This is a genomic window from Flaviaesturariibacter aridisoli, assembly GCF_004343705.1.
GTDB classification, from domain to species: Bacteria; Bacteroidota; Bacteroidia; order Chitinophagales; family Chitinophagaceae; genus Flavisolibacter; species Flavisolibacter aridisoli.
In genome coordinates, this window is record NZ_SKFH01000006.1 from 83,743 (window position 1) to 101,354 (window position 17,612).

17 protein-coding genes are annotated in these 17,612 nt (G+C 59.0%); 7 read left to right on the forward strand and 10 right to left on the reverse strand.

All coding sequences use genetic code 11. The features are described from left to right. Positions 1 to 107 precede the first annotated feature (107 nt). From uvrC to gpmI, 6 genes are all read right to left on the reverse strand, one after another. Complete coding sequence (uvrC, locus tag E0486_RS05925; protein ID WP_131851226.1) at positions 108 to 1,937, reverse strand: excinuclease ABC subunit UvrC; 1,830 nt, start codon at positions 1,935 to 1,937, stop codon at positions 108 to 110. An 11-nt stretch (positions 1,938 to 1,948) separates the two neighbouring features. Beyond that, positions 1,949 to 2,530, reverse strand: coding sequence for a hypothetical protein (locus tag E0486_RS05930; protein ID WP_131851227.1), 582 nt, complete (start codon positions 2,528 to 2,530; stop codon positions 1,949 to 1,951). 80 nt (positions 2,531 to 2,610) lie between these two features. Further along, complete coding sequence (locus E0486_RS05935; protein ID WP_131851228.1) at positions 2,611 to 3,903, reverse strand: hypothetical protein; 1,293 nt, start codon at positions 3,901 to 3,903, stop codon at positions 2,611 to 2,613. Between the two features lie 89 nt (positions 3,904 to 3,992). Then, a complete protein-coding gene (locus tag E0486_RS05940) occupies positions 3,993 to 4,568 on the reverse strand; it encodes an RNA polymerase sigma factor (RefSeq protein WP_131851229.1) in 576 nt (191 codons plus the stop codon). 230 nt (positions 4,569 to 4,798) lie between these two features. Then, positions 4,799 to 5,272 carry a heme-binding domain-containing protein gene (locus E0486_RS05945; protein ID WP_131851230.1) on the reverse strand — a complete coding sequence of 158 codons (474 nt, stop codon included), beginning with the start codon at positions 5,270 to 5,272 and terminating at the stop codon, positions 4,799 to 4,801. Between the two features lie 59 nt (positions 5,273 to 5,331). Continuing rightward, on the reverse strand, positions 5,332 to 6,861 hold the full coding sequence (gene gpmI, locus E0486_RS05950; RefSeq protein ID WP_131851231.1) for a 2,3-bisphosphoglycerate-independent phosphoglycerate mutase: 1,530 nt from the start codon (positions 6,859 to 6,861) through the stop codon (positions 5,332 to 5,334). Between the two features lie 125 nt (positions 6,862 to 6,986). Here gpmI and E0486_RS05955 point away from each other — a divergent pair, with 125 nt between their 5' ends. The 4 genes from E0486_RS05955 (at position 6,987) to E0486_RS05970 (ending at position 9,536) form a co-directional block, all read left to right on the forward strand. Continuing rightward, positions 6,987 to 7,364 (forward strand): DUF4783 domain-containing protein, encoded by a 378-nt coding sequence (locus E0486_RS05955; protein ID WP_131851232.1) that lies wholly within the window; start codon positions 6,987 to 6,989, stop codon positions 7,362 to 7,364. 703 nt (positions 7,365 to 8,067) lie between these two features. After that, a complete protein-coding gene (nadC, locus tag E0486_RS05960) occupies positions 8,068 to 8,931 on the forward strand; it encodes a carboxylating nicotinate-nucleotide diphosphorylase (protein WP_131851233.1) in 864 nt (287 codons plus the stop codon). Positions 8,932 to 8,976: 45 nt separating this feature from the next. Beyond that, a complete protein-coding gene (locus tag E0486_RS05965) occupies positions 8,977 to 9,321 on the forward strand; it encodes a translation initiation factor (protein WP_131851234.1) in 345 nt (114 codons plus the stop codon). Next, positions 9,318 to 9,536, forward strand: coding sequence for a hypothetical protein (locus E0486_RS05970; protein ID WP_131851235.1), 219 nt, complete (start codon positions 9,318 to 9,320; stop codon positions 9,534 to 9,536). The genes E0486_RS05965 and E0486_RS05970 overlap by 4 nt, the downstream gene beginning before the upstream one ends. A 159-nt stretch (positions 9,537 to 9,695) precedes the next feature. Here the strand turns inward: E0486_RS05970 and E0486_RS05975 are convergent, their stop codons facing one another. Next, a complete protein-coding gene (locus E0486_RS05975; protein WP_131851236.1) occupies positions 9,696 to 11,147 on the reverse strand; it encodes an NADP-dependent isocitrate dehydrogenase in 1,452 nt (483 codons plus the stop codon). A 214-nt stretch (positions 11,148 to 11,361) separates the two neighbouring features. Here E0486_RS05975 and apaG point away from each other — a divergent pair, with 214 nt between their 5' ends. After that, positions 11,362 to 11,748, forward strand: coding sequence for a Co2+/Mg2+ efflux protein ApaG (apaG, locus tag E0486_RS05980; RefSeq protein WP_131449253.1), 387 nt, complete (start codon positions 11,362 to 11,364; stop codon positions 11,746 to 11,748). 332 nt (positions 11,749 to 12,080) lie between these two features. Here the strand turns inward: apaG and gldB are convergent, their stop codons facing one another. Further along, complete coding sequence (gene gldB, locus E0486_RS05985) at positions 12,081 to 13,091, reverse strand: gliding motility lipoprotein GldB (RefSeq protein WP_131851237.1); 1,011 nt, start codon at positions 13,089 to 13,091, stop codon at positions 12,081 to 12,083. A 169-nt stretch (positions 13,092 to 13,260) separates the two neighbouring features. Here gldB and E0486_RS05990 point away from each other — a divergent pair, with 169 nt between their 5' ends. Beyond that, positions 13,261 to 14,961: an NAD+ synthase gene (locus E0486_RS05990; protein WP_131851238.1), complete on the forward strand. Its 1,701-nt coding sequence runs from the start codon at positions 13,261 to 13,263 to the stop codon at positions 14,959 to 14,961. Positions 14,962 to 15,161: 200 nt separating this feature from the next. On the opposite strand, the gene E0486_RS05995 is transcribed toward E0486_RS05990, so the two are convergent. Beyond that, positions 15,162 to 15,962 carry a hypothetical protein gene (locus E0486_RS05995; RefSeq protein ID WP_131851239.1) on the reverse strand — a complete coding sequence of 267 codons (801 nt, stop codon included), beginning with the start codon at positions 15,960 to 15,962 and terminating at the stop codon, positions 15,162 to 15,164. A gap of 2 nt (positions 15,963 to 15,964) precedes the next feature. Further along, positions 15,965 to 16,471: a hypothetical protein gene (locus tag E0486_RS06000; protein ID WP_131851240.1), complete on the reverse strand. Its 507-nt coding sequence runs from the start codon at positions 16,469 to 16,471 to the stop codon at positions 15,965 to 15,967. 80 nt (positions 16,472 to 16,551) lie between these two features. Here E0486_RS06000 and E0486_RS06005 point away from each other — a divergent pair, with 80 nt between their 5' ends. Then, positions 16,552 to 17,553 carry an AAA family ATPase gene (locus E0486_RS06005; protein WP_131851241.1) on the forward strand — a complete coding sequence of 334 codons (1,002 nt, stop codon included), beginning with the start codon at positions 16,552 to 16,554 and terminating at the stop codon, positions 17,551 to 17,553. The last annotated feature ends 59 nt before the right edge of the window (positions 17,554 to 17,612 follow it).

Consider the following 17,612-nt stretch of genomic DNA (forward strand, 5'->3'; position numbering starts at 1 on the left):
ACCGCAAGCGGGATACGCGGATTGGTTATGATTCCTTATGATTTTATTCGCGGTGAAATGAAAATCTGCGCAAATCTCATTCATCCTAAGAATCTGCGTTCCTTCTTTTAATCAGATGCAGACTCCGATGCCTCATCGTCGCGGTTGAAATAGGCCCGCACGATCTTCGCCTTCCCCACACCAATCACCCTGGCCAGGTCCTCGAGCGACTGGCGACGCACACCGGCCACGCTGCGGAAGGTTTTGAGCAGCGTTTGCGCGGTGCTGCTGCCGATCCCTTTGATGTCCTCGAGTTCGTTCTTGAAGGTGCCTTTGCTGCGCTTGTTGCGGTGGCTCGACACGCCGTGGTTGTGCACTTCGTCGCGGATGCGGCGGATGAGCAGTAGCCCCTCGCTGTTGTAGGGGAGCTTCAGCGATTCCTTGTCGCCCACGAAGAACAGTTCTTCTTCGTTCTTGGCCAGGCCCACCAGCGTCATGCGTCCCTGCAGGCCCAACTCCTCGATCGCCTCCTGGGCGGCGCCTAACTGCCCCTTGCCGCCGTCGATGATCACGAGTTGCGGTAGGTCCTCGCCTTCGTTCACGAGGCGGCGGTAGCGGCGATAGACGCCTTCCTTCATGGCGGCGAAGTCGTTGTTCTTGCCTTCCAGCGTCTTCAGGTTGAAGATCCGGTAGTCCTTCCGACTGGGTTCTCCGTTCCGGAAGCAAACCATTGCGGAAACGGGAAAGGAGCCATGAAAATGCGAGTTATCGAAACATTCGATGTGCACGGGCACGTCGGGGAGTGTCAGGTCTTCCTGGATGCGTAGCAACACCGGGTACTTGCTCGGTTTCGTACCCACATTGAGCCGCTCCTTGGCACGCTGCTCGTTCACGAAATACTGAACGTTCTTTTCCGACAGCTCCAGCAGCTTTTTCTTTTCACCGGCTTTGGGTACGGTCAACACCACCTTCGGCTCGTCGTATTCGATCGGAAAGGGCACCACGATCTCGTGGGCACTGCTGTTGAAAGTGGAGCGGAGCTGCCCGATGGAAAAGGAAAGGATTTCTTCCACGGTTTCATCCAGCTGCGCCTCTACACGCAGGGTCTTTGTTTGCACGATGGCCCCGTTTTCCAGCATCAGGTAATTCACGTAGGCAATCGATTCTTCTTTCTGGATCGAGAACACGTCGAGGCCGTCCACCTGGTTGTTCACTACGATCGAACGCGACTGGTATTGCTCGAGGAACTTAAGCTTGCGGTGCACCGCTTCGGCCTTTTCGAATTCGAGGGCTTCGGCGTGGGCCTTCATTTCTTTCCTGAAATACTGGAACACGGGCGAGAGCTGTCCTTTCAGAAGGTTTTTTACCTGTGCGATGTTCTCGTCGTAGTCTTCCATCGACTGGCGTGCCTCGCAAGGGCCTTTGCAGTTGCCGAGGTGGTATTCAAGGCAGATCTTGAACTTGCCCTTCTCGATATTGCGAGGCGTGAGGTTGAGCGGGCAGGTGCGCAGCGGGATGGTCTGCTTGATGAAGTTGAGCAGGTCGCGCACGCGGCCGACCGACGTATAGGGGCCGAAGTACTGCGACCCATCCTCGATCCGCTGGCGGGTGAGGTACACCCGCGGGAAGGGCTCGTTGCGGATCACGATCCAGGGATAGGCCTTGTCGTCTTTGAGGTTGATGTTGAACAGCGGCTGAAACTGCTTGATCAGCGAGTTTTCGAGCAGGAAGGCGTCGTGTTCGGAGTTTACGATGGTAAACTCGATGCGGCGGATGCGGCGCACGAGCTCGTGGGTCTTGTAGCTGTGGTCGTTCTTGGTGAAGTAGGAGGAGACGCGCTTGCGGATGTGCTTGGCCTTGCCCACGTAGAGCAGGTTGCCGTTCACGTCGTAGTATTTGTAGATCCCGGGTTCCTGCGGCAGCGTCGGGGCGATCTTCTGAAATTCTTCCTGGGTCATGTTGCGGCTCCTTATCGGCTAACGCTGGTAAAATCGTTCCAGAGTACTTCGGTGCGGCGTATCCGCTCAGTGCCACCGGGGCCGGGAACGCTTTCAGAGATCTGGAAATGGTCGTTGGTGGTCCACACGAGGTTGCGGTGCACCGAGTAGTCGCCCTGCTTTTCGTAGTAGTCGAAGATGAGGGTCTTGACGAGGCCGCCGCCCTCATTGGGGTCGATGAGCACCTGCTGGCGCTGCAGCGGGGCTTCGGGGTCTTTGGCCGTATAAAAAAGCACAACGCGGTTCAGCGTTTCGTCGAAGAGGTTTTGCTCGGTGTAGCCCTTCCGCTGGTCAGGGGAAGCAATGTCGGGCAATTGCAGGAAGGGCGCGGCTTCCCTCCGGAACTGTTCGCGGGAGATGGAGCTCGTGTCGGAGCGGCCGTTGAAGTGAACGATCTTTCGGATGTTGTAGAGCCCCGTATCCACGTCGCGCACCTGGCTCTTGATGAACGAGAGGGCCTTGAAGGGCTCGGAGTTGTCGGGGGCAGGTTCTTCCTTCCGGTCGCGGCAGGCCACCAGCAGCAGCATTGTCCAACCGAGCAGCAGGTATTTCATAGCTCCAAAATTAGGGATCAACGAACGATCCCGGCCAGGGGCCGGGATCGGATACATTCGGGACAGAAATCGCGTCATCGTCAGTGCGCTCCTTTGTTGAGCGAAACACCCACACGGAGGCCGAAGTCGAACAGGTTTTCCTTCACGGGGTATTTGCTCACGAAGCTCGACATGAGCTGGTAGCGTACCTGAGGGCCCACTTGCCAGGCCAGCTTGCCGGTGGAGTAGCCTACGTACGTGGAAAGGGCGGTATTGACGTTCCAGCGGCGAACGAGCCAGGGCACTTCCGCGTAGGTCTTGTAATCGGTGGAAAGCATATACACGCGGTCACTGAGGACGTAGGTGGGCTGGATGGTACTGGTGATGCCGAACTGGGTACGGCTATTTCCGGCGATCTTCAGCTCCAGGCCGATGGGTGCCGACACCTGGAAGTACATGTTCTGGAGTTTTTCCTTGCTGCCGCCGCCGTCGATGTTGCTGTAGGGTGTGCTGCGCTGCGTGGAGCCGCCGCCGTTATAAGCCATCGTGGCCGTTTGCGGGGCGTAGTTGTCGAAGGCCTGCACCTGGTAGCGGCTGACGTTGAACTGCACGCCGCCCTGGATCTTCAGGTTGCGGGCTACGGCGTACTTGGCCGAGAGGCCAACTTCAAGGCCGATGCTGGGTTTGTGCGTCACGGCATCGTTGATGTTGTAAAGGGCCATCGTACTCGGGTCGGCGTTGGCCTGGGGCACGGTCTGTGTAAAGTCTTTATTCTCGGTCAGCGAGCGGTAGCTGAGGGTGGGCGTTACAAAGAACTGAACGCTGAGGCGGTCTTCGGGAGCGAGGCGGGCCAGCAGGGCATTGCGGTCGGCGGCCGTGGCGTTGTTGTTCTGGGCGCGGAGGCCGGTGGCGGGCTCGGCAAGCGAGGCGTCGGTATACATCCGGTCGAGGTCATCGGAGCCGTTGCGGCGTTCCGAAATCGAGGAGCCGTGCGCGTTGGAATGAATAGGCCCGGAAGCGGACTGCCCTGCGCGGGAGCCGTTGCGGAAGCGGGTCACGCGGGCCGTGGCGGCGTTGTTGGCGCCGGTGCCGCTGGTATTATTGCCATTCTGCAGTTCGGAGGCGCCGGTTGCGAAGACGGCGCCCGATGCCAACCTGCCCGTGCTGGGGGCGGTTTCGGTGCCGGCGGCTTCGGTGCTGTTGCCGCCGCCGCTGTTGCCTTCGCCGGCCTGCTGGTAGCCCAGCGGGGTTGAATCGGGCGAAGCCTGCTGGGTTAGGAGGTAGCCCGATACGGAAGCCGCCAGCAGGAAGAAGCCGGTGAACCAGCCGATGCGGCGGTTGCGGCGCTTCAGGTTGTCTGAAATGCCCTTCCACACTTTGTCGGAAGGGCGCATCTGAAACCGGTCTGCGTTCTGTTTCAGAAAGTCTTCCAACGAATCATCTGTAAATTTTCGCCTCATGGTATTTCGTCTAAAGCAAGCGGTTATCGCCTGGCAGCCACGGACATCCATTCGGAAGAGCGGGGCACCAGGATATTTTTCTTTTTTAAAATGTCTTCCAGCATCGCCTTGGCCCGGGTATACTGACTTCGGCTGGTGCTTTCTTCAATGTCGAGCATGTCGGAGATCTCGCGGTGCGAGAAACCTTCGAGCGCAAAGAGGTTCAGCACCGTACGGTAACCGATCGGCAGCAGGCGGATGCATTCCACCACCTCTTTGGCCTGCATGATGGAGGGGATCGCGTCCTCGCGCACCTGCAGGGTATTGGCATGGATCAGGTCCACGCTCTCATTGAATTTCTTGTTTTTCTTGAGGATGTTGATGCAGGTATGCACCATAATACGCCGGATCCAGCCTTCCAGCGAACCGCGGTTCTCAAAGCTGCGGATCTGCGAAAAGACCTTGATGAATCCTTCCTGCAGCATATCCTCGGCATCCTCCCGGTTATGGGCATAACGGTAGCACACGCCGAGCATTTTGGAGCTGAACCGGAGGTACAGTTCCTTCTGCGCCGAAGCGTTGTTTTTTAAACATCCGTGTAAGAGGTCTTCCTCGGTCATAAGCTTCCGTGTGGTGTGCCTGTAAGTTAGACAATTGCCGTCGGGAAATGCTGCATGGGGCGAAAAAAATCGTGAGGCGTGAGGCGTGAGGCGTCAGACGTGAGCCCGCAATGCGCGGCGACGAAGAACGGATGCCGCAGGCATCCGTTCTTTCTTGGAGACTCCTCACGCCTCACGCCTCACGCCTCACGGCTGACGCCTCACGCCTCACGCCTCACGCCCTCACGCCCTCAGTCCGTATCGGGCTTCGTGCTGTCGGCAGCCAGGCGCTGCACATCGTGGGCCCAGGCAATGAGCGTGCTGCGTTCCTGGGCGGTCAGCACGGCGTCCTTGTGGATCCAGGTATAGGAATCCAGCGGCATCTCGCCCTTTTCCACCTGCTCGGCCGCTTCCTTCATTTTCTTGGACTGCCGGCGGTGGGTGTAGCCGGCAAACTCGTCGAAGTTGAGCCCGCGTTTGCCTTCGTTCACGTGGCGCTCGAGCCACCAGCCCACGGGCTGGATGTTGCTGTACCAAGGGTAGCGGGTGTTGTTGGAATGGCAGTCGTAGCAGGCCTTTTCCAGGATGCCCTGCACCGGTGCGGGCACAGGGTAGGCGCGCCCGATACTGGCGGTTTGCGTTCCGGGGTGCAGGTTCCGCTCCGGCCTGATGAATTGAATGATGACCAGAATGGCGGCGATGATCAGTAAAATACGTTTACCCATGATGGTGAATTTACAGCACTAAAGTTCCTGCACAGTTGCAAAAGCACTCCTGATTTTACTCAGGCCGGGTCGATGAGCAATTGACCGGTCATTTCGGCGGGCACCGGCAATCCCATCATGCTCAGGATGGTGGGGGCGATGTCGCCGAGCTTGCCTGGCCGCAGCGTTCCCTTCCAGTCTTTGTCGATCACGAAGAGGGGCACCGGGTTGGTGGTATGGGCCGTATTGGGCGAGCCGTCGGCGTTGATCATATAGTCGGAGTTGCCGTGGTCGGCAGTGAGAAACACGGTATAGCCGTTGGCCAGCGCCGTAGTAACCACGCGGGCCACGCAGCTGTCGACGGTTTCCACGGCGCGGATCACCGCTTCCCAGACGCCGGTATGGCCAACCATGTCGGCATTGGCGAAGTTGAGGCACACGAAGGAAGCCTCCCCGCGCGCCAGCTCGGCAACGATGGCATCGGTGATGGGCACGGCGCTCATTTCGGGCTGCAGGTCATAGGTGGCCACCTTGGGCGACGGCACCATGATCCGCTGCTCGCCTTCGAAGGGCTGCTCGCGGCCGCCGCTGAAGAAGAAAGTGACGTGCGGGTATTTTTCGGTCTCGGCAATGCGGATCTGCTTCAGGCCGGCGGCGCTGATCACCTCGCCGATCGTGTTGTTGAGGTTGTCGTTGTGAAAGAGCACCTGCACGCCCTGGAAGGTGGCGTCGTACTCGGTCATCGTTGCATAATGAAGCTTCAGCGGGTGCATACCGTAGGTGGGAAATTCGGTCTGCGTCAGCGCGCGGGTGATCTCGCGGCAACGGTCGGTGCGGAAGTTGAAGCAAAGAACGGCATCGCCTTCTTTGATCGTCGCCACCGGCGCCCCGTTGCGCAGGATGGCCGTGGGGAGGATGAACTCGTCGGTGACGTTGTTCTGGTAGGATGCGGTGATCGCCTCGAGGGCGGAATGGGCGCTTTCGCCCCGCCCGTGCACGAGTACGTCATACGCCTTTTGCACACGCTCCCAGCGGTTGTCGCGGTCCATGGCGTAGTAGCGGCCGCTCACGGTGGCGATGGTGCCCACAGAGCCCGCCGCATGTTCTTCGATCTCTTTAATATAGTTGTAGCCGCCTTTCGGGTCGGTGTCGCGGCCGTCGGTAAAGGCGTGGATGTACACCTCGCGGAGCCCCTGTTCCCGGCAGATATCCAGCAGCGCCATCAGGTGGCGGCTGTGGGAGTGTACGCCGCCGTCGCTCACGAGGCCCATCAGGTGCAGCGGCTTGCCGTTGCTGCGGGCATAGCTGATCAGGGCGAGAAGGGTTTCGTTGCGGGCCAGCTCGCCGTCGCGCACGGCCACGTTGATGCGTTGCAGCTCCTGGTATACGATGCGGCCGGCGCCGAGGTTCAGGTGACCCACCTCGGAGTTGCCCATCTGGCCTTCGGGCAGGCCCACGGGCTCGCCGCAGGTAACGAGGGTCGTGTGCGGGTATTGGCTGTACAGCGAATCGACAAAGGGCGTGTTGGCGGCCTGGATGGCGTCGGCGCTTTCGACCTGGCCGAGGCCCCAGCCGTCCATGATCACGAGGGCTACTTTATGTTGCGGCATAGATTTCTTTTTCCGTAAGGCGCAAAGCTACCAAATCGCAAAGGTTTTGTTTATTTTAGTCCCTCAAAGCCCATCCCATCCAACTGGCACCATTTTAGCCAAGAGGCGGGCGAAAACCATCCACTATGAAAAAACTATTACTCTTTAGTCTTGCGTTGGTGGCGCTCTTTTCCTTCCGGGTCCTGAGCGGCCTGGACGATGTGATCGGCGCCCTGCGCAGCGGCAACGCCACCGAGCTGGCCCGCTACATCGACGACAACGTGGAGATCTCGCTGCCCGACAAGGCCGACCGCTACAGCCGCTCGCAGGCCACCATGGTGCTGCAGGACTTCTTCGCCAACAACGGCGTGAAGAGCTTCGAGCTGAAGCACAAGGGCGACAATGGTGGCAACCAGTTCTGCATCGGCACCCTGCTGACGCGCTCGGGTTCGTACCGCACCACGGTGTACCTCTCCAGCCGCAACGGAAAGCAACTCGTTCGCGAGATCCGCTTCCAGCAATAGCCCCACCCCGGCCCTCCCCGAAGGGGAGGGAGAATAGATCCACCCCAAAAAGACAGACCACCATCCATCCCGGCCCCGAAAGGGGCCTTTTTCGTGGCCCCACCCCTAACCCTCTTGCCCCAAGGGAGGGGGGATGAGTTGTGTACCTTTTAAAAACAGGCGCTCTTGTGTTTCTATAAGCCGCTTTTTCTCTTGTAAGGCTTACAAACCCGGTTGTAAGAAATGACAACCCACTTTGTACGCTTCACAAACCCGGTTTCTCAATTGGAAATCCACTTTGTACGGCTTACAAACCCGGTCGGCAGTTTCGACAATGAACTTTGTACGTTTTACAAACCCGATCGCAGAATCGACAATCCACTTTGTACGCCTTACAAACCTGATTGTTTGTTTTGACAACCCACTTTGTAAGACGTACAAACCCTATTGTGAAAAATGAAAACCCGGTTTGTATTGTTTACAAAGCCTTCCGCAAAAAAAAAGCGCTGAAAGGCCCCTTTTTCGTGAATGGCTAGACCGGCAAGCAGAGAGAAAGTACGCAGATTCTTATGATGATTGAGATTGGCGCATGGTCCAACAAGCTCACCTTGACAATTGTCAGCCTGAGCGTAGCTGAAGGTTGCGCCCATCTAAAAATTTGCGCGCTCACGCTTCACGGCTCACGCCTCACGACTTCCGGCACGCTATTGTTTACCTTCGCTGCATGATCCCTGACTTCGACAACCAGTTGTACAAGCTGATCGATAACGCCCTGCAGGAAGACGTCGGCGATGGCGACCACTCCACCCTGTGCTGTATTCCCGCCGACGCAAAGGGAAAGGCCGTGCTCAAGATCAAGCAGGAAGGCATCCTGGCCGGGCTCGACGTAGCCGAAAAGATCTTCCGCCACCAGTATCCCGCCGCAGTGTTTACCCGCTTCAAGGCCGACGGCGATGCGATGACGGTGGGGGAGAAGGCCTTCGAGGTGGACGCGCCTGTGCATACCATCCTGCAGTGCGAGCGCCTCGTGCTCAATTGCATGCAACGCATGAGCGGCATCGCTACCCTCACCCGTAGTTATACGGAACTGCTCGAAGGCTACCAGACGAAGCTGCTCGACACGCGCAAGACGACGCCCAACTTCCGCCTGCTCGAAAAGGAGGCCGTGCGCATCGGCGGCGGTGTCAACCATCGCTTTGGGCTCTTTGATATGATCATGCTCAAAGACAACCACATCGATTATGCCGGCGGCATCGAGGCGGCCGTGGAGCGCGCCGCCGACTACGTTCAGCGCTACCGCCCCGACCTGAAGATCGAGGTGGAAACGCGCTCGCTCGACGATGTGCGCACCGTACTCCGCATCGGCGGCGGCAAAGTATTCCGCGTCATGCTCGACAACTTTACGCCGCAACTGGTGAAAGAGGCCGTTGACCTCATCGGCGGCACCTTCGAGACGGAAGCTTCCGGCGGCATCAACCGGGACACCATCCGCGACTATGCGGCCGCAGGCGTGGACTATGTATCCGTGGGCGGGCTCATTCACCAGGCACAGAGCCTTGACCTGAGCTTGAAGGCAGTGGTCGTCTAGTTTGTGGTTTGGGGTTTGTCGTTTGTAGTTTAGTTTGCAGCAGTCATGAGCAAGAAGAAACCCGATAAAAGCGGCTTCGTGTACAGCACGGACCCGAATTTCCAGTTCCAGCCCGAGGAGGGCGGGGCTGCAGAAACGCTGCCGCCCGCCAGCCAGAAGCTGCGCGTGATGCTCGAAAAGCGCGGCGGCAAGCCCACCACGGTCGTCTTTGGCTTCGTGGGCACCCCGGCCGACCTCGAAGAGCTGGGTAAAAAACTCAAGGGTTTTTGCGGCACCGGCGGCTCCGTCAAAGACGGCGAAGCCCTGGTGCAGGGCGACCAGCGCGAAAAGGTGATCGGCTGGCTGCTGAAGAACGGTTATACCGGAACGAAAAAAAGCGGTGGCGGATGAACGAGCTCAAGCAAATGGCAATCACCCTGCTCTTCCTGGCCGTAGCGGCCATCGTTTTGCTGCAGGCGGCCCTGTCGCTGCGGCAGCTCGCCCACGGCTTTCGCCACGACGACGTGCGCAAGCAGCGCAATTCCGTTTACATGATCGCCCTTTGCTTCATGGCGCTGGTGCTCCTGTACCGGTTCTGGTTCTGGCTGATGTGGCAGATGGATTAGCCCCCTGTCCCCCGAAGGGGGCACTTAGGTTGAAGATTCCTTACTACGACAAGCTTACTTTAAATCATTGCTTCATTAAGCAAAAAGCCCGGATCGCAAAGCGATCCGGGCTTTTTTATTCCCCTTCCCCTCGGGAAGGGGCTAGGGGATGGGCCGGGCCTACTGGCCCTGTGCCAGGCTGTACGACTTCTTCCCGTCCCACATATTGAGCAGCTCGGTGGAGCAAATCTTGAAGTCGGCGGTGAGGCGCTTCAGGAGCTCCAGTATGTCGGTCTGGGTAACGGCCTCCTCGCCCACGCTTTCGAAACGACAAGTATACTGGTTGACGAGGTTGGTGTATACCGAGCCTTTGGGCCATACCTGCGTGCCGCGGTTGGAGATGGTCACGAGCTTGAACAGGTCGCCGGTGTGCTGGAGGCATTTGCGGGCCACCTCGTCGTGGTTCTCGGAGCTTTCGATGAAGACGTCGGCGCCGATGATCTTTTCCTCGCTGATCTCGCGGCTCACCATCATGGTGTTGTGCTCGAGGCGGCATACGGCGGCCGTTCCGGGCACGTTGGCCAGGCTGGGCTTCATGCCCTGCTCGGGCACGCGGCCGAAGTTGGCGATGATGGCTGCTGCAAACTCGGTGGTGTTGGCGGCCGGCTTGGAGCGGTCGCCGAAGTCGCCGGTGCGGATGCCCTGCTCGAGGGTATAGAGGAGCGCGTTTTCGATAACAGCGGCGTTTTCGCGGAAGCCGAGGTGACGCAGCATGGCCAGGCCCGACAGCAGCAGGGCCGTGGGGTTGGCGATGTTCTTCCCGGCGATGTCGGGGGCGGTGCCGTGCACGGCCTCGAAGATGGAGATGTGGTCGCCGATGTTGGCCGAAGGGGCAAAGCCGAGCCCGCCCACGAGACCGGCGCAGAGGTCGGAGATGATGTCGCCCTGGAGGTTGGTCATCACGATCACGTCGTACTGGTCGGGCTTCACCACGAGCTGCATGGCGAGGTCATCCACGATCTTGTCGTCGGCGTTGAGGTCGGGGTATTCCTTGGCTACCTCGTAGAAGCAGTCGAGAAAGAGGCCGTCGGTGAGCTTCATGATGTTGGCCTTGTGGCCGCAGGTGATGCGGCGGGCGCCCTTTTTCTGGGCCATGTCGAAGGCGTAGCGGATCACCTGCATCGAGCCGGGGCGGGTGATGAAGCGGCGGGAGAGGGCCACGTCGTGGGTGAGCATGTGCTCGATGCCGCCGTAGGTGTCCTCGATGTTTTCGCGCACGATGGTGATGTCGATGGGGATGCCGGCCTTGGAGAAAACGGTGTCCACACCGTGCAGGGTCTGGAAGGTGCGTTTGTTGGCGTAGGTGTTCCAGGTCTTGCGGGCCGTCACGTTCACGCTCTTGACGCCTTTGCCCTTTGGTGTCTCCATGGGGCCTTTAAAGAGGATGCCGAGGCGTTCGATGGTGGCCTGCGCCTCGGGCGTCATGCCATTGGAGTACCCTTTATCGAAGACCCATTTACCCATTTCCACAGTTTCGTATTCCAGGTCCACTTTATTGGCGGCAAAGATGCTCAATACGGCGTCCATGATCTCCGGTCCGATCCCATCTCCTTTGGCTACAGCGATTTTCATGATCTAAACTTTTGGTTTTTAACGGAAAAGGGCCCGGCAACGGCCCGCCCGGAGGGGCCGGGTGCCACCTGCCGCGCCTTTCGCGACGGCTTCTTTCCCCGTTGGTTGGGTATATTTTGTGCCCGCAAAATTAGGAGTGGGGAATCTATTGTACGAAGGCCTTTTCCCGGAATTATTGGTACCGGGTTTGAATAAGTTAATTTAAACTTGTAGTATGGTATCCAAAATATCAGAGGGGGTGAAAATCAGCGTGGAGACATTCTACCAACAAGACTATTCAAACCCGCTCCAATCGGAGTTCATGTTTGCCTACCGCATCACCATCGAAAACAACAACTCGTTCCCGGTGAAGCTGCTCAGCCGTCACTGGTACATTTTCGACTCCGACGGTGAATACCGCGAGGTGGAAGGCGAAGGCGTGGTGGGCATGCAGCCCGTCATCAACGCCCACGATGAGTACCAGTACGTGAGCGGATGCAACCTCCACACCGAGATGGGCCGGATGCACGGCACCTACCTGATGGAGAACCTGCACACGAAGCAGTTGTTTGAAGTGAACATCCCGGCGTTCGAGATGATCACCCCCTTCAAGTACAACTAAGCTCCGGTTGCTGACACCTCCTTCCGACGGCCCGCCCACCGGAACGGATACCTGCAAAGTCGACGTTAACTATGGATACCTATAAAGGAGCGTGCTCCGTGAATCGTGCACCTGGGCTGTAAGCCGGGTGCACGGCTCACGAACCACGAAGAGCCCCTGCCTCCGGTGGGGGCTTTCCTTTTCGTGAGCCGTGAGCCGTGAGCCGTGAAACCCATTTTCGGCCCTTCCTGAAGAAAGGAAAGCCTACCTACCAATGAAGAACGGAAGCCTTGGGCCTCCGTTCTTTCGTAATCAGGCTTAAGCGCTCACGGCTCACGGCTCACGCCGCCCGATTACTTCGGCTTGTACCGGCTCTCTTCATACACCGTCTTCGCCGGCGTGGCGAGGATTTCTTTCAGGCTCAGCTTGTCGTGGCGGGCAGCGTAGGCCTGCACGATGCGCCAGCCCAGCCAGGGGCCGAGGTTGCCGGGCGCCTCTTCGGGCAAACCCTGGGTGAAGGGCGCTTCCCCGATATAGGTCTGCAGCGTCACCGGGTCGATGCTGTAAAGGTTTTCGTTGCGGAGCAGCTGCGTCCAGATGTTGCCTTCGTTTTTCGCGATAAACTGGTGCTGGGCGCCCGTGTAGCCCGTCTTCAGCGAGTCGGGGGCGTCGGGCAGCAAGTGGTCGAGCAGGTACAGCTGCTTGCCTTTCTCCACCAATTGCTCCAGCAGCGGCCGGCCGGTGCTCAGGTCGGGGTAGAGCTCATTCACCACGTTCTTCATTGCCGTCGGAGCGATGTACTCGCGGTCGAAGCGGCGCGAGATGTACAGCGGATAGATCTGCTGCACATCGGGGGCGCTGTATACCGAGAAGTTCTTTCCCGCGAAAGCCTGCAGGCCCACGGCGATATAGTCGGTGCTGATGGCCGTCCATTCGGCATCCAGCGGACCGATGAAGGTGACGAGGCGGCGCGGTACCGCGTAGTCGGGGTAATAGTATTTTACATAGCGGTAGCCTTCTTCGAGGTCCTTGCGCACATCGTCGAAGTCGCGGTACTTGCGGTCGATGCTGTCGTAGATGGGCCGGTAATCGCGGAGCATGTAACGCACCACGAGCTGCCCGTTGCTGTCGGCGGGATTGATGCCGAGCACCTGGTTCACGAAGTCGCCGTAAAAAGCGGGGTGCCCATTGCGCAGCGCGGCAAGACCCGCAGCCACCTTATTGGAATCGATGCGGAAAAAGTCGCGTTCGAAGCGATCGGTTTCGAGCGACACCTTGATCTTCGAAATGTCGGGGTGCCGGTCGTCGTGGCGGCAGGCGGCGAAGAGCATCAAAATTGCAAGAAAGAAGAAGGGACGCGTCATGGGCTTTTCCGGAACTTTGCGGCAATTTAGCCAAGGTTCTTAAGGTTCTGATGGTTCTTAAGGTTTTTAGGGTTTTGCGCTTCGGCTACGCTCAGCGTGACACATTGGTTTTGTCATCCTGAGGATTGCCCAAGGACCAATTAACCAATAGACCAATTAACTAATTCACATGAAGATCTACCTCGCGCAGCAGAATTATCATATCGGCAACTTCACCGCCAACGTGGCGAAAATAAAGGAAGGCATTGATGCGGCCCGCGGTGCCGGCGCCGACCTGGCGGTGTTTTCGGAGCTGTGCGTGTGCGGTTATCCCCCGCGCGACTTTCTCGAGTTCAACGACTTTATCCGCCAGAGCTACGAAGCGCTGGAAGAACTGGCAGCCTATGCCGGCGACCTCGGCGTGCTGGTCGGCGCACCCGCCCGCAACCCGCAGAAAGCGGGTAAGGACCTGTTCAACGCCGCCTTCCTGCTGCACGATGGAGCGATCAGGGCCGAAGTGCACAAGACCCTTTTGCCCACCTACGACGTGTTTGACGAGAACCGCTACTTCGAGCCGGCCTTTTCGTGGAAGTGTATCGACTTCAACGGCCACAAGCTGGCGGTGACCATCTGCGAGGATATCTGGAACCTCGGCGACAACCCCACCTACCGCGAAACGCCGATGGAGCACCTGATCCGGGAGCGCCCCGACGTGCTGGTCAACCTGTCGGCATCGCCCTACAATTTTGCACAGGATACCGTGCGCCGCTCGATCGTGGAAGCGCATACGGTGAAATACGGGCTGCCGATGCTTTATTGCAATACGGTCGGCTCGCAAACCGAGATCGTTTTCGACGGCGGTTCGGTGGTGTACGACTGCAACGGGCAACTGGTGCGCGAGCTGGCTTTCTTTAAGGAAGACGGCGCGCTCTTCGACCTGGACGATTTGAAGAAAAAGGCAGCGACGCCGGCGGTTGCGCACAAGTATTATTATTCGGCCGTGGAAGTGGGCCGCGACACCGATACGCTCCATTACCTCACCGACGAAAAGAACATCAGCGAGATCCACGACGCCCTCATCCTGGGCATCCGCGACTACTTCGGCAAGATGGGCTTTAGCAAAGCGACCCTCGGCGCCTCCGGCGGCATCGACAGTGCCGTGGTGCAGGCCCTTGCCGTGGAAGCTCTTGGCAAAGACGCGGTGCACGTGCTGCTGCTGCCCTCCGAATATTCCACCGATCATTCCGTGGCCGACGCCGTCAAGCTGAGCGAGAACCTGGGCAACCGGCACGACATCATTCCCATCGCACCGGTTTACCATGCGCTCCTTACGTCGCTGAAGCCCATCTTCGGCGACCGCCCGTTCAGCGTGGCCGAGGAAAACCTGCAAAGCCGAACCCGCGGCAACCTGCTCATGGGGCTGGCCAATAAGTTCGGCTACATCCTGCTTAATACCTCCAACAAAAGCGAGCTGGCCACGGGCTATGGAACCCTGTACGGCGATATGGCCGGCGGACTTTCCGTACTCGGCGACCTGTACAAGATGCAGGTGTTCGCTCTCGCGCGCTACATCAACCGCAACGAAGAGGTCATCCCCAATAACGTCCTTGTAAAGCCGCCGAGCGCCGAGCTCCGCCCCGGGCAGAAAGACTCCGACTCGCTCCCCGACTACGAAGTGCTCGACCGCGTGCTGTACCAATACATCGAGCTCCGCCAGGGGCCCCGCGAGATCATCGCCCAGGGCTTCGACGAGTCGCTGGTGAACCGCATCCTGCGGCTGGTAAATATGAACGAATACAAGCGCGCGCAATTTTGTCCCATCATCCGTGTATCGGCGAAGGCATTCGGGGTGGGACGGAGATTGCCGATCGTGGCGAAGTACCTCGGGTAACAAGGTTGTGAAGAAAAAGAAGGTTCGGAACCGCTAAGAGAAGAAGAAAAGAAGTTGGTACGCTAAGAGACGCATCATATGCGTCTTCTAAAAACAATAGAAACGTCCCGCCATCGGCGGGACGTTTCATATCTCTTCGCGAATACCTTATTCTCTTTTTTTCTTTGCGGTGAAAAACCTTCTTTCCCTTCGCCTCCATATTAGAGCCGGTAACGCAGTAATTGCGCGGAATGTTGCACGCCGCTGGAGTCGCGCTGTGCCATTTCGATGACGCCCACATCTTTGGCGAGGTAGAAATCGATCTGCGCGTCAACGGCAGGAATGGGCAGCGGCACCGGCACCGGCACGGTCACGCCGATCTTTGGTTTGCCCTGCACGTGCTGCACCTTACTATAGGTGGTGCCCAGCACCGTGCGGGTGGCGTCCTTTTCCAGGTAGGTATACTCGATGCCGGCGTACACACGCAGGTTGAAAACAAGCGGCGCTGTGCCGAAGGGGATCGTGATCGCCGTAAGCGTATCCAGCCAGGCGGAACCCTGGGCATTGTTGGATTGGAGCACCGTCGCATACAGCACATCGGGGATCAGCAATGAATTAGGATCCGCGGGTACGGGCAGCAGGGAATCCAGCAGCGGCGCCATCAGCTGGCGGATCGAGTCGGCATTTAGGCCCAGCTCCGACAACGGGAAGGCGAGGCGGTAGTCGCCGGCGGCGCAGCTGTATAGAAGACCGCGGCCAATGCCCGGGATGGCGCTCACCTGCGCGAAGGGCACACCGTTGACCGTGGTGTCGTTCCTAAGAAAGACCGGTCCGCCGAGCGTATCGGTGCCGTCTACGAGGTAGGTGAATTCCGAGGAATCGCAGAAGGGCAGGTACGTGCAGGAAACACAGCGGCGTGTCGTCGGTGGTAGGCCACCCCCTTCGAAGCTGAGCTCTTTCTGGCAGCTTTGCAGCAGTAACAGTCCCAGCAGCACGGTAGTCGCAAGCAGCAGGTTCCTCATAGTCAGTGTTTCATGCTGATGATCAGCGAGGCGGTGATGGGTTGCGCCACGAGCGGGTCGGGCACAAGCGTGTCGCGCGATACGGTAAGCACCCGGTTATCGAGGTAGTTGATCCGCAGGCGCCCGCCGATGCCGAACAGCTTGGTGCCGGTCACGGTGAGGGCCTGGTCGTTGTCGGCCAGCGACCACGCAAAGGGTGCGTGGACGGCCACATTGGTGTCGCAGCGGTGGGTGCTGTCGTAGGCGTCGCCGCTGCCGTTGGGCAGGAACGTATAGGCGTTGTCGAATACGCAGTCGGCCATCGTACCGGGCTGGATGTACTGGTCGGCGTCGCCGTCGCGATCGAGGTCGAGGGCGGCCCACTCGAAGGTCCAGGTAGTATCGGTGAGCCAGCCGCGGCGCAATTGCTGGTCGTAGCTGAGGCTCGTGTCGGCTTCTTTCCGGCAGGCGGCGAAGGCCAGAAGGCCCGCCAGCAGGGCGGTTGCCCGGATCGGTGTCATACGTTTCATGCCCGGTAAAGATAACCCTTATCGACGGCCCGGCCATAACGGCCCGTCATTTGCTGAGTGTCGCTTCGTAATTTGGCACCATGGTACAATCCTCCGAAGAGATCCGGCAGCTTAACGAACGCATCACCTACGCGGCGCGCTTTATTGATACCCTTCGCCGCGAGGTGGGCAAGGTCATTATCGGGCAACCCTACATGCTCGATCGCCTCCTTATCGGGATGCTGAGCAACGGCCACGTGTTGCTGGAAGGCGTGCCGGGGCTCGCAAAGACGCTGACCATCAAATCGCTGGCACAGGCCATCCAGGCCCAGTTCAGCCGCATCCAGTTCACCCCCGACCTGCTGCCGGCCGACGTCATCGGCACCATGATCTACAACCAGCAGCGGGCTGACTTCGTGGTGCGCAAGGGCCCCATCTTCGCCAACCTGATCCTCGCCGACGAGATCAACCGCGCCCCGGCCAAGGTGCAGAGCGCCCTGCTGGAAGCGATGCAGGAGCGGCAGGTGACCATCGGCGACCAGACCTATAAGCTCGACGAGCCCTTCCTGGTGCTGGCCACCCAGAACCCGCTGGAGCAGGAGGGTACCTACCCGCTGCCCGAGGCGCAGGTGGACCGCTTCCTGATGAAAGTCGTAGTGGGTTATCCCACCCGGGAGGAGGAGCAGCTCATTATCCGCCAGCAGGTGGCCGGCTCCGCGCCGCCGCGCGTGGAGCCCGTGGTGGCGCTGCAGGAGGTGCTGGAAGCACGCCGCCTCGTGCGCCAGGTGTACCTCGACGAAAAGGTGGAGCAATACATCCTCGACATCGTGTTCGCCACCCGCGACCCGAAAGCATCCGGGCTCAGCAACCTCGATGGGCTGATCTCGTATGGTTCCTCGCCGCGCGGCTCCATCAACCTGGCCATCGCCGCCAAGGCGCAGGCCTTCCTCAACCATCGCGGCTTCGTCATCCCCGAAGACATCCGCGCCATCTGCACCGACGTGCTCCGCCACCGCATCGGCATCACCTACGAAGCCGAAGCGGAGAACATCACGTCCGAGATGGTCATTGAGCAGATTCTTAAGGCCGTTCCGCTGCCTTAAGAGAAGTTTGTAGTTTGTAGTTTGTGGTTTGTAGTTGGCTTTAGGCTCCAATAAAAGAA

What these genes read in the sequence shown, in the direction of transcription:
- E0486_RS05965 (WP_131851234.1), top strand. Translation starts at nt 8,977, where the DNA reads ATGAGCAAGAAGAAACCCGATAAAAGCGGCTTCGTGTACAGCACGGAC.
- E0486_RS05935 (WP_131851228.1), bottom strand. Translation starts at nt 3,903, where the DNA reads ATGCGCCCTTCCGACAAAGTGTGGAAGGGCATTTCAGACAACCTGAAG.
- E0486_RS05940 (WP_131851229.1), bottom strand. Translation starts at nt 4,568, where the DNA reads ATGACCGAGGAAGACCTCTTACACGGATGTTTAAAAAACAACGCTTCG.
- E0486_RS06000 (WP_131851240.1), bottom strand. Translation starts at nt 16,471, where the DNA reads ATGAAACGTATGACACCGATCCGGGCAACCGCCCTGCTGGCGGGCCTT.
- E0486_RS05975 (WP_131851236.1), bottom strand. Translation starts at nt 11,147, where the DNA reads ATGAAAATCGCTGTAGCCAAAGGAGATGGGATCGGACCGGAGATCATG.
- apaG (WP_131449253.1), top strand. Translation starts at nt 11,362, where the DNA reads ATGGTATCCAAAATATCAGAGGGGGTGAAAATCAGCGTGGAGACATTC.
- E0486_RS05945 (WP_131851230.1), bottom strand. Translation starts at nt 5,272, where the DNA reads ATGGGTAAACGTATTTTACTGATCATCGCCGCCATTCTGGTCATCATT.
- E0486_RS05990 (WP_131851238.1), top strand. Translation starts at nt 13,261, where the DNA reads ATGAAGATCTACCTCGCGCAGCAGAATTATCATATCGGCAACTTCACC.
- gldB (WP_131851237.1), bottom strand. Translation starts at nt 13,091, where the DNA reads ATGACGCGTCCCTTCTTCTTTCTTGCAATTTTGATGCTCTTCGCCGCC.
- E0486_RS05955 (WP_131851232.1), top strand. Translation starts at nt 6,987, where the DNA reads ATGAAAAAACTATTACTCTTTAGTCTTGCGTTGGTGGCGCTCTTTTCC.
- E0486_RS06005 (WP_131851241.1), top strand. Translation starts at nt 16,552, where the DNA reads ATGGTACAATCCTCCGAAGAGATCCGGCAGCTTAACGAACGCATCACC.
- E0486_RS05995 (WP_131851239.1), bottom strand. Translation starts at nt 15,962, where the DNA reads ATGAGGAACCTGCTGCTTGCGACTACCGTGCTGCTGGGACTGTTACTG.
- E0486_RS05970 (WP_131851235.1), top strand. Translation starts at nt 9,318, where the DNA reads ATGAACGAGCTCAAGCAAATGGCAATCACCCTGCTCTTCCTGGCCGTA.
- nadC (WP_131851233.1), top strand. Translation starts at nt 8,068, where the DNA reads ATGATCCCTGACTTCGACAACCAGTTGTACAAGCTGATCGATAACGCC.
- uvrC (WP_131851226.1), bottom strand. Translation starts at nt 1,937, where the DNA reads ATGACCCAGGAAGAATTTCAGAAGATCGCCCCGACGCTGCCGCAGGAA.
- E0486_RS05930 (WP_131851227.1), bottom strand. Translation starts at nt 2,530, where the DNA reads ATGAAATACCTGCTGCTCGGTTGGACAATGCTGCTGCTGGTGGCCTGC.
- gpmI (WP_131851231.1), bottom strand. Translation starts at nt 6,861, where the DNA reads ATGCCGCAACATAAAGTAGCCCTCGTGATCATGGACGGCTGGGGCCTC.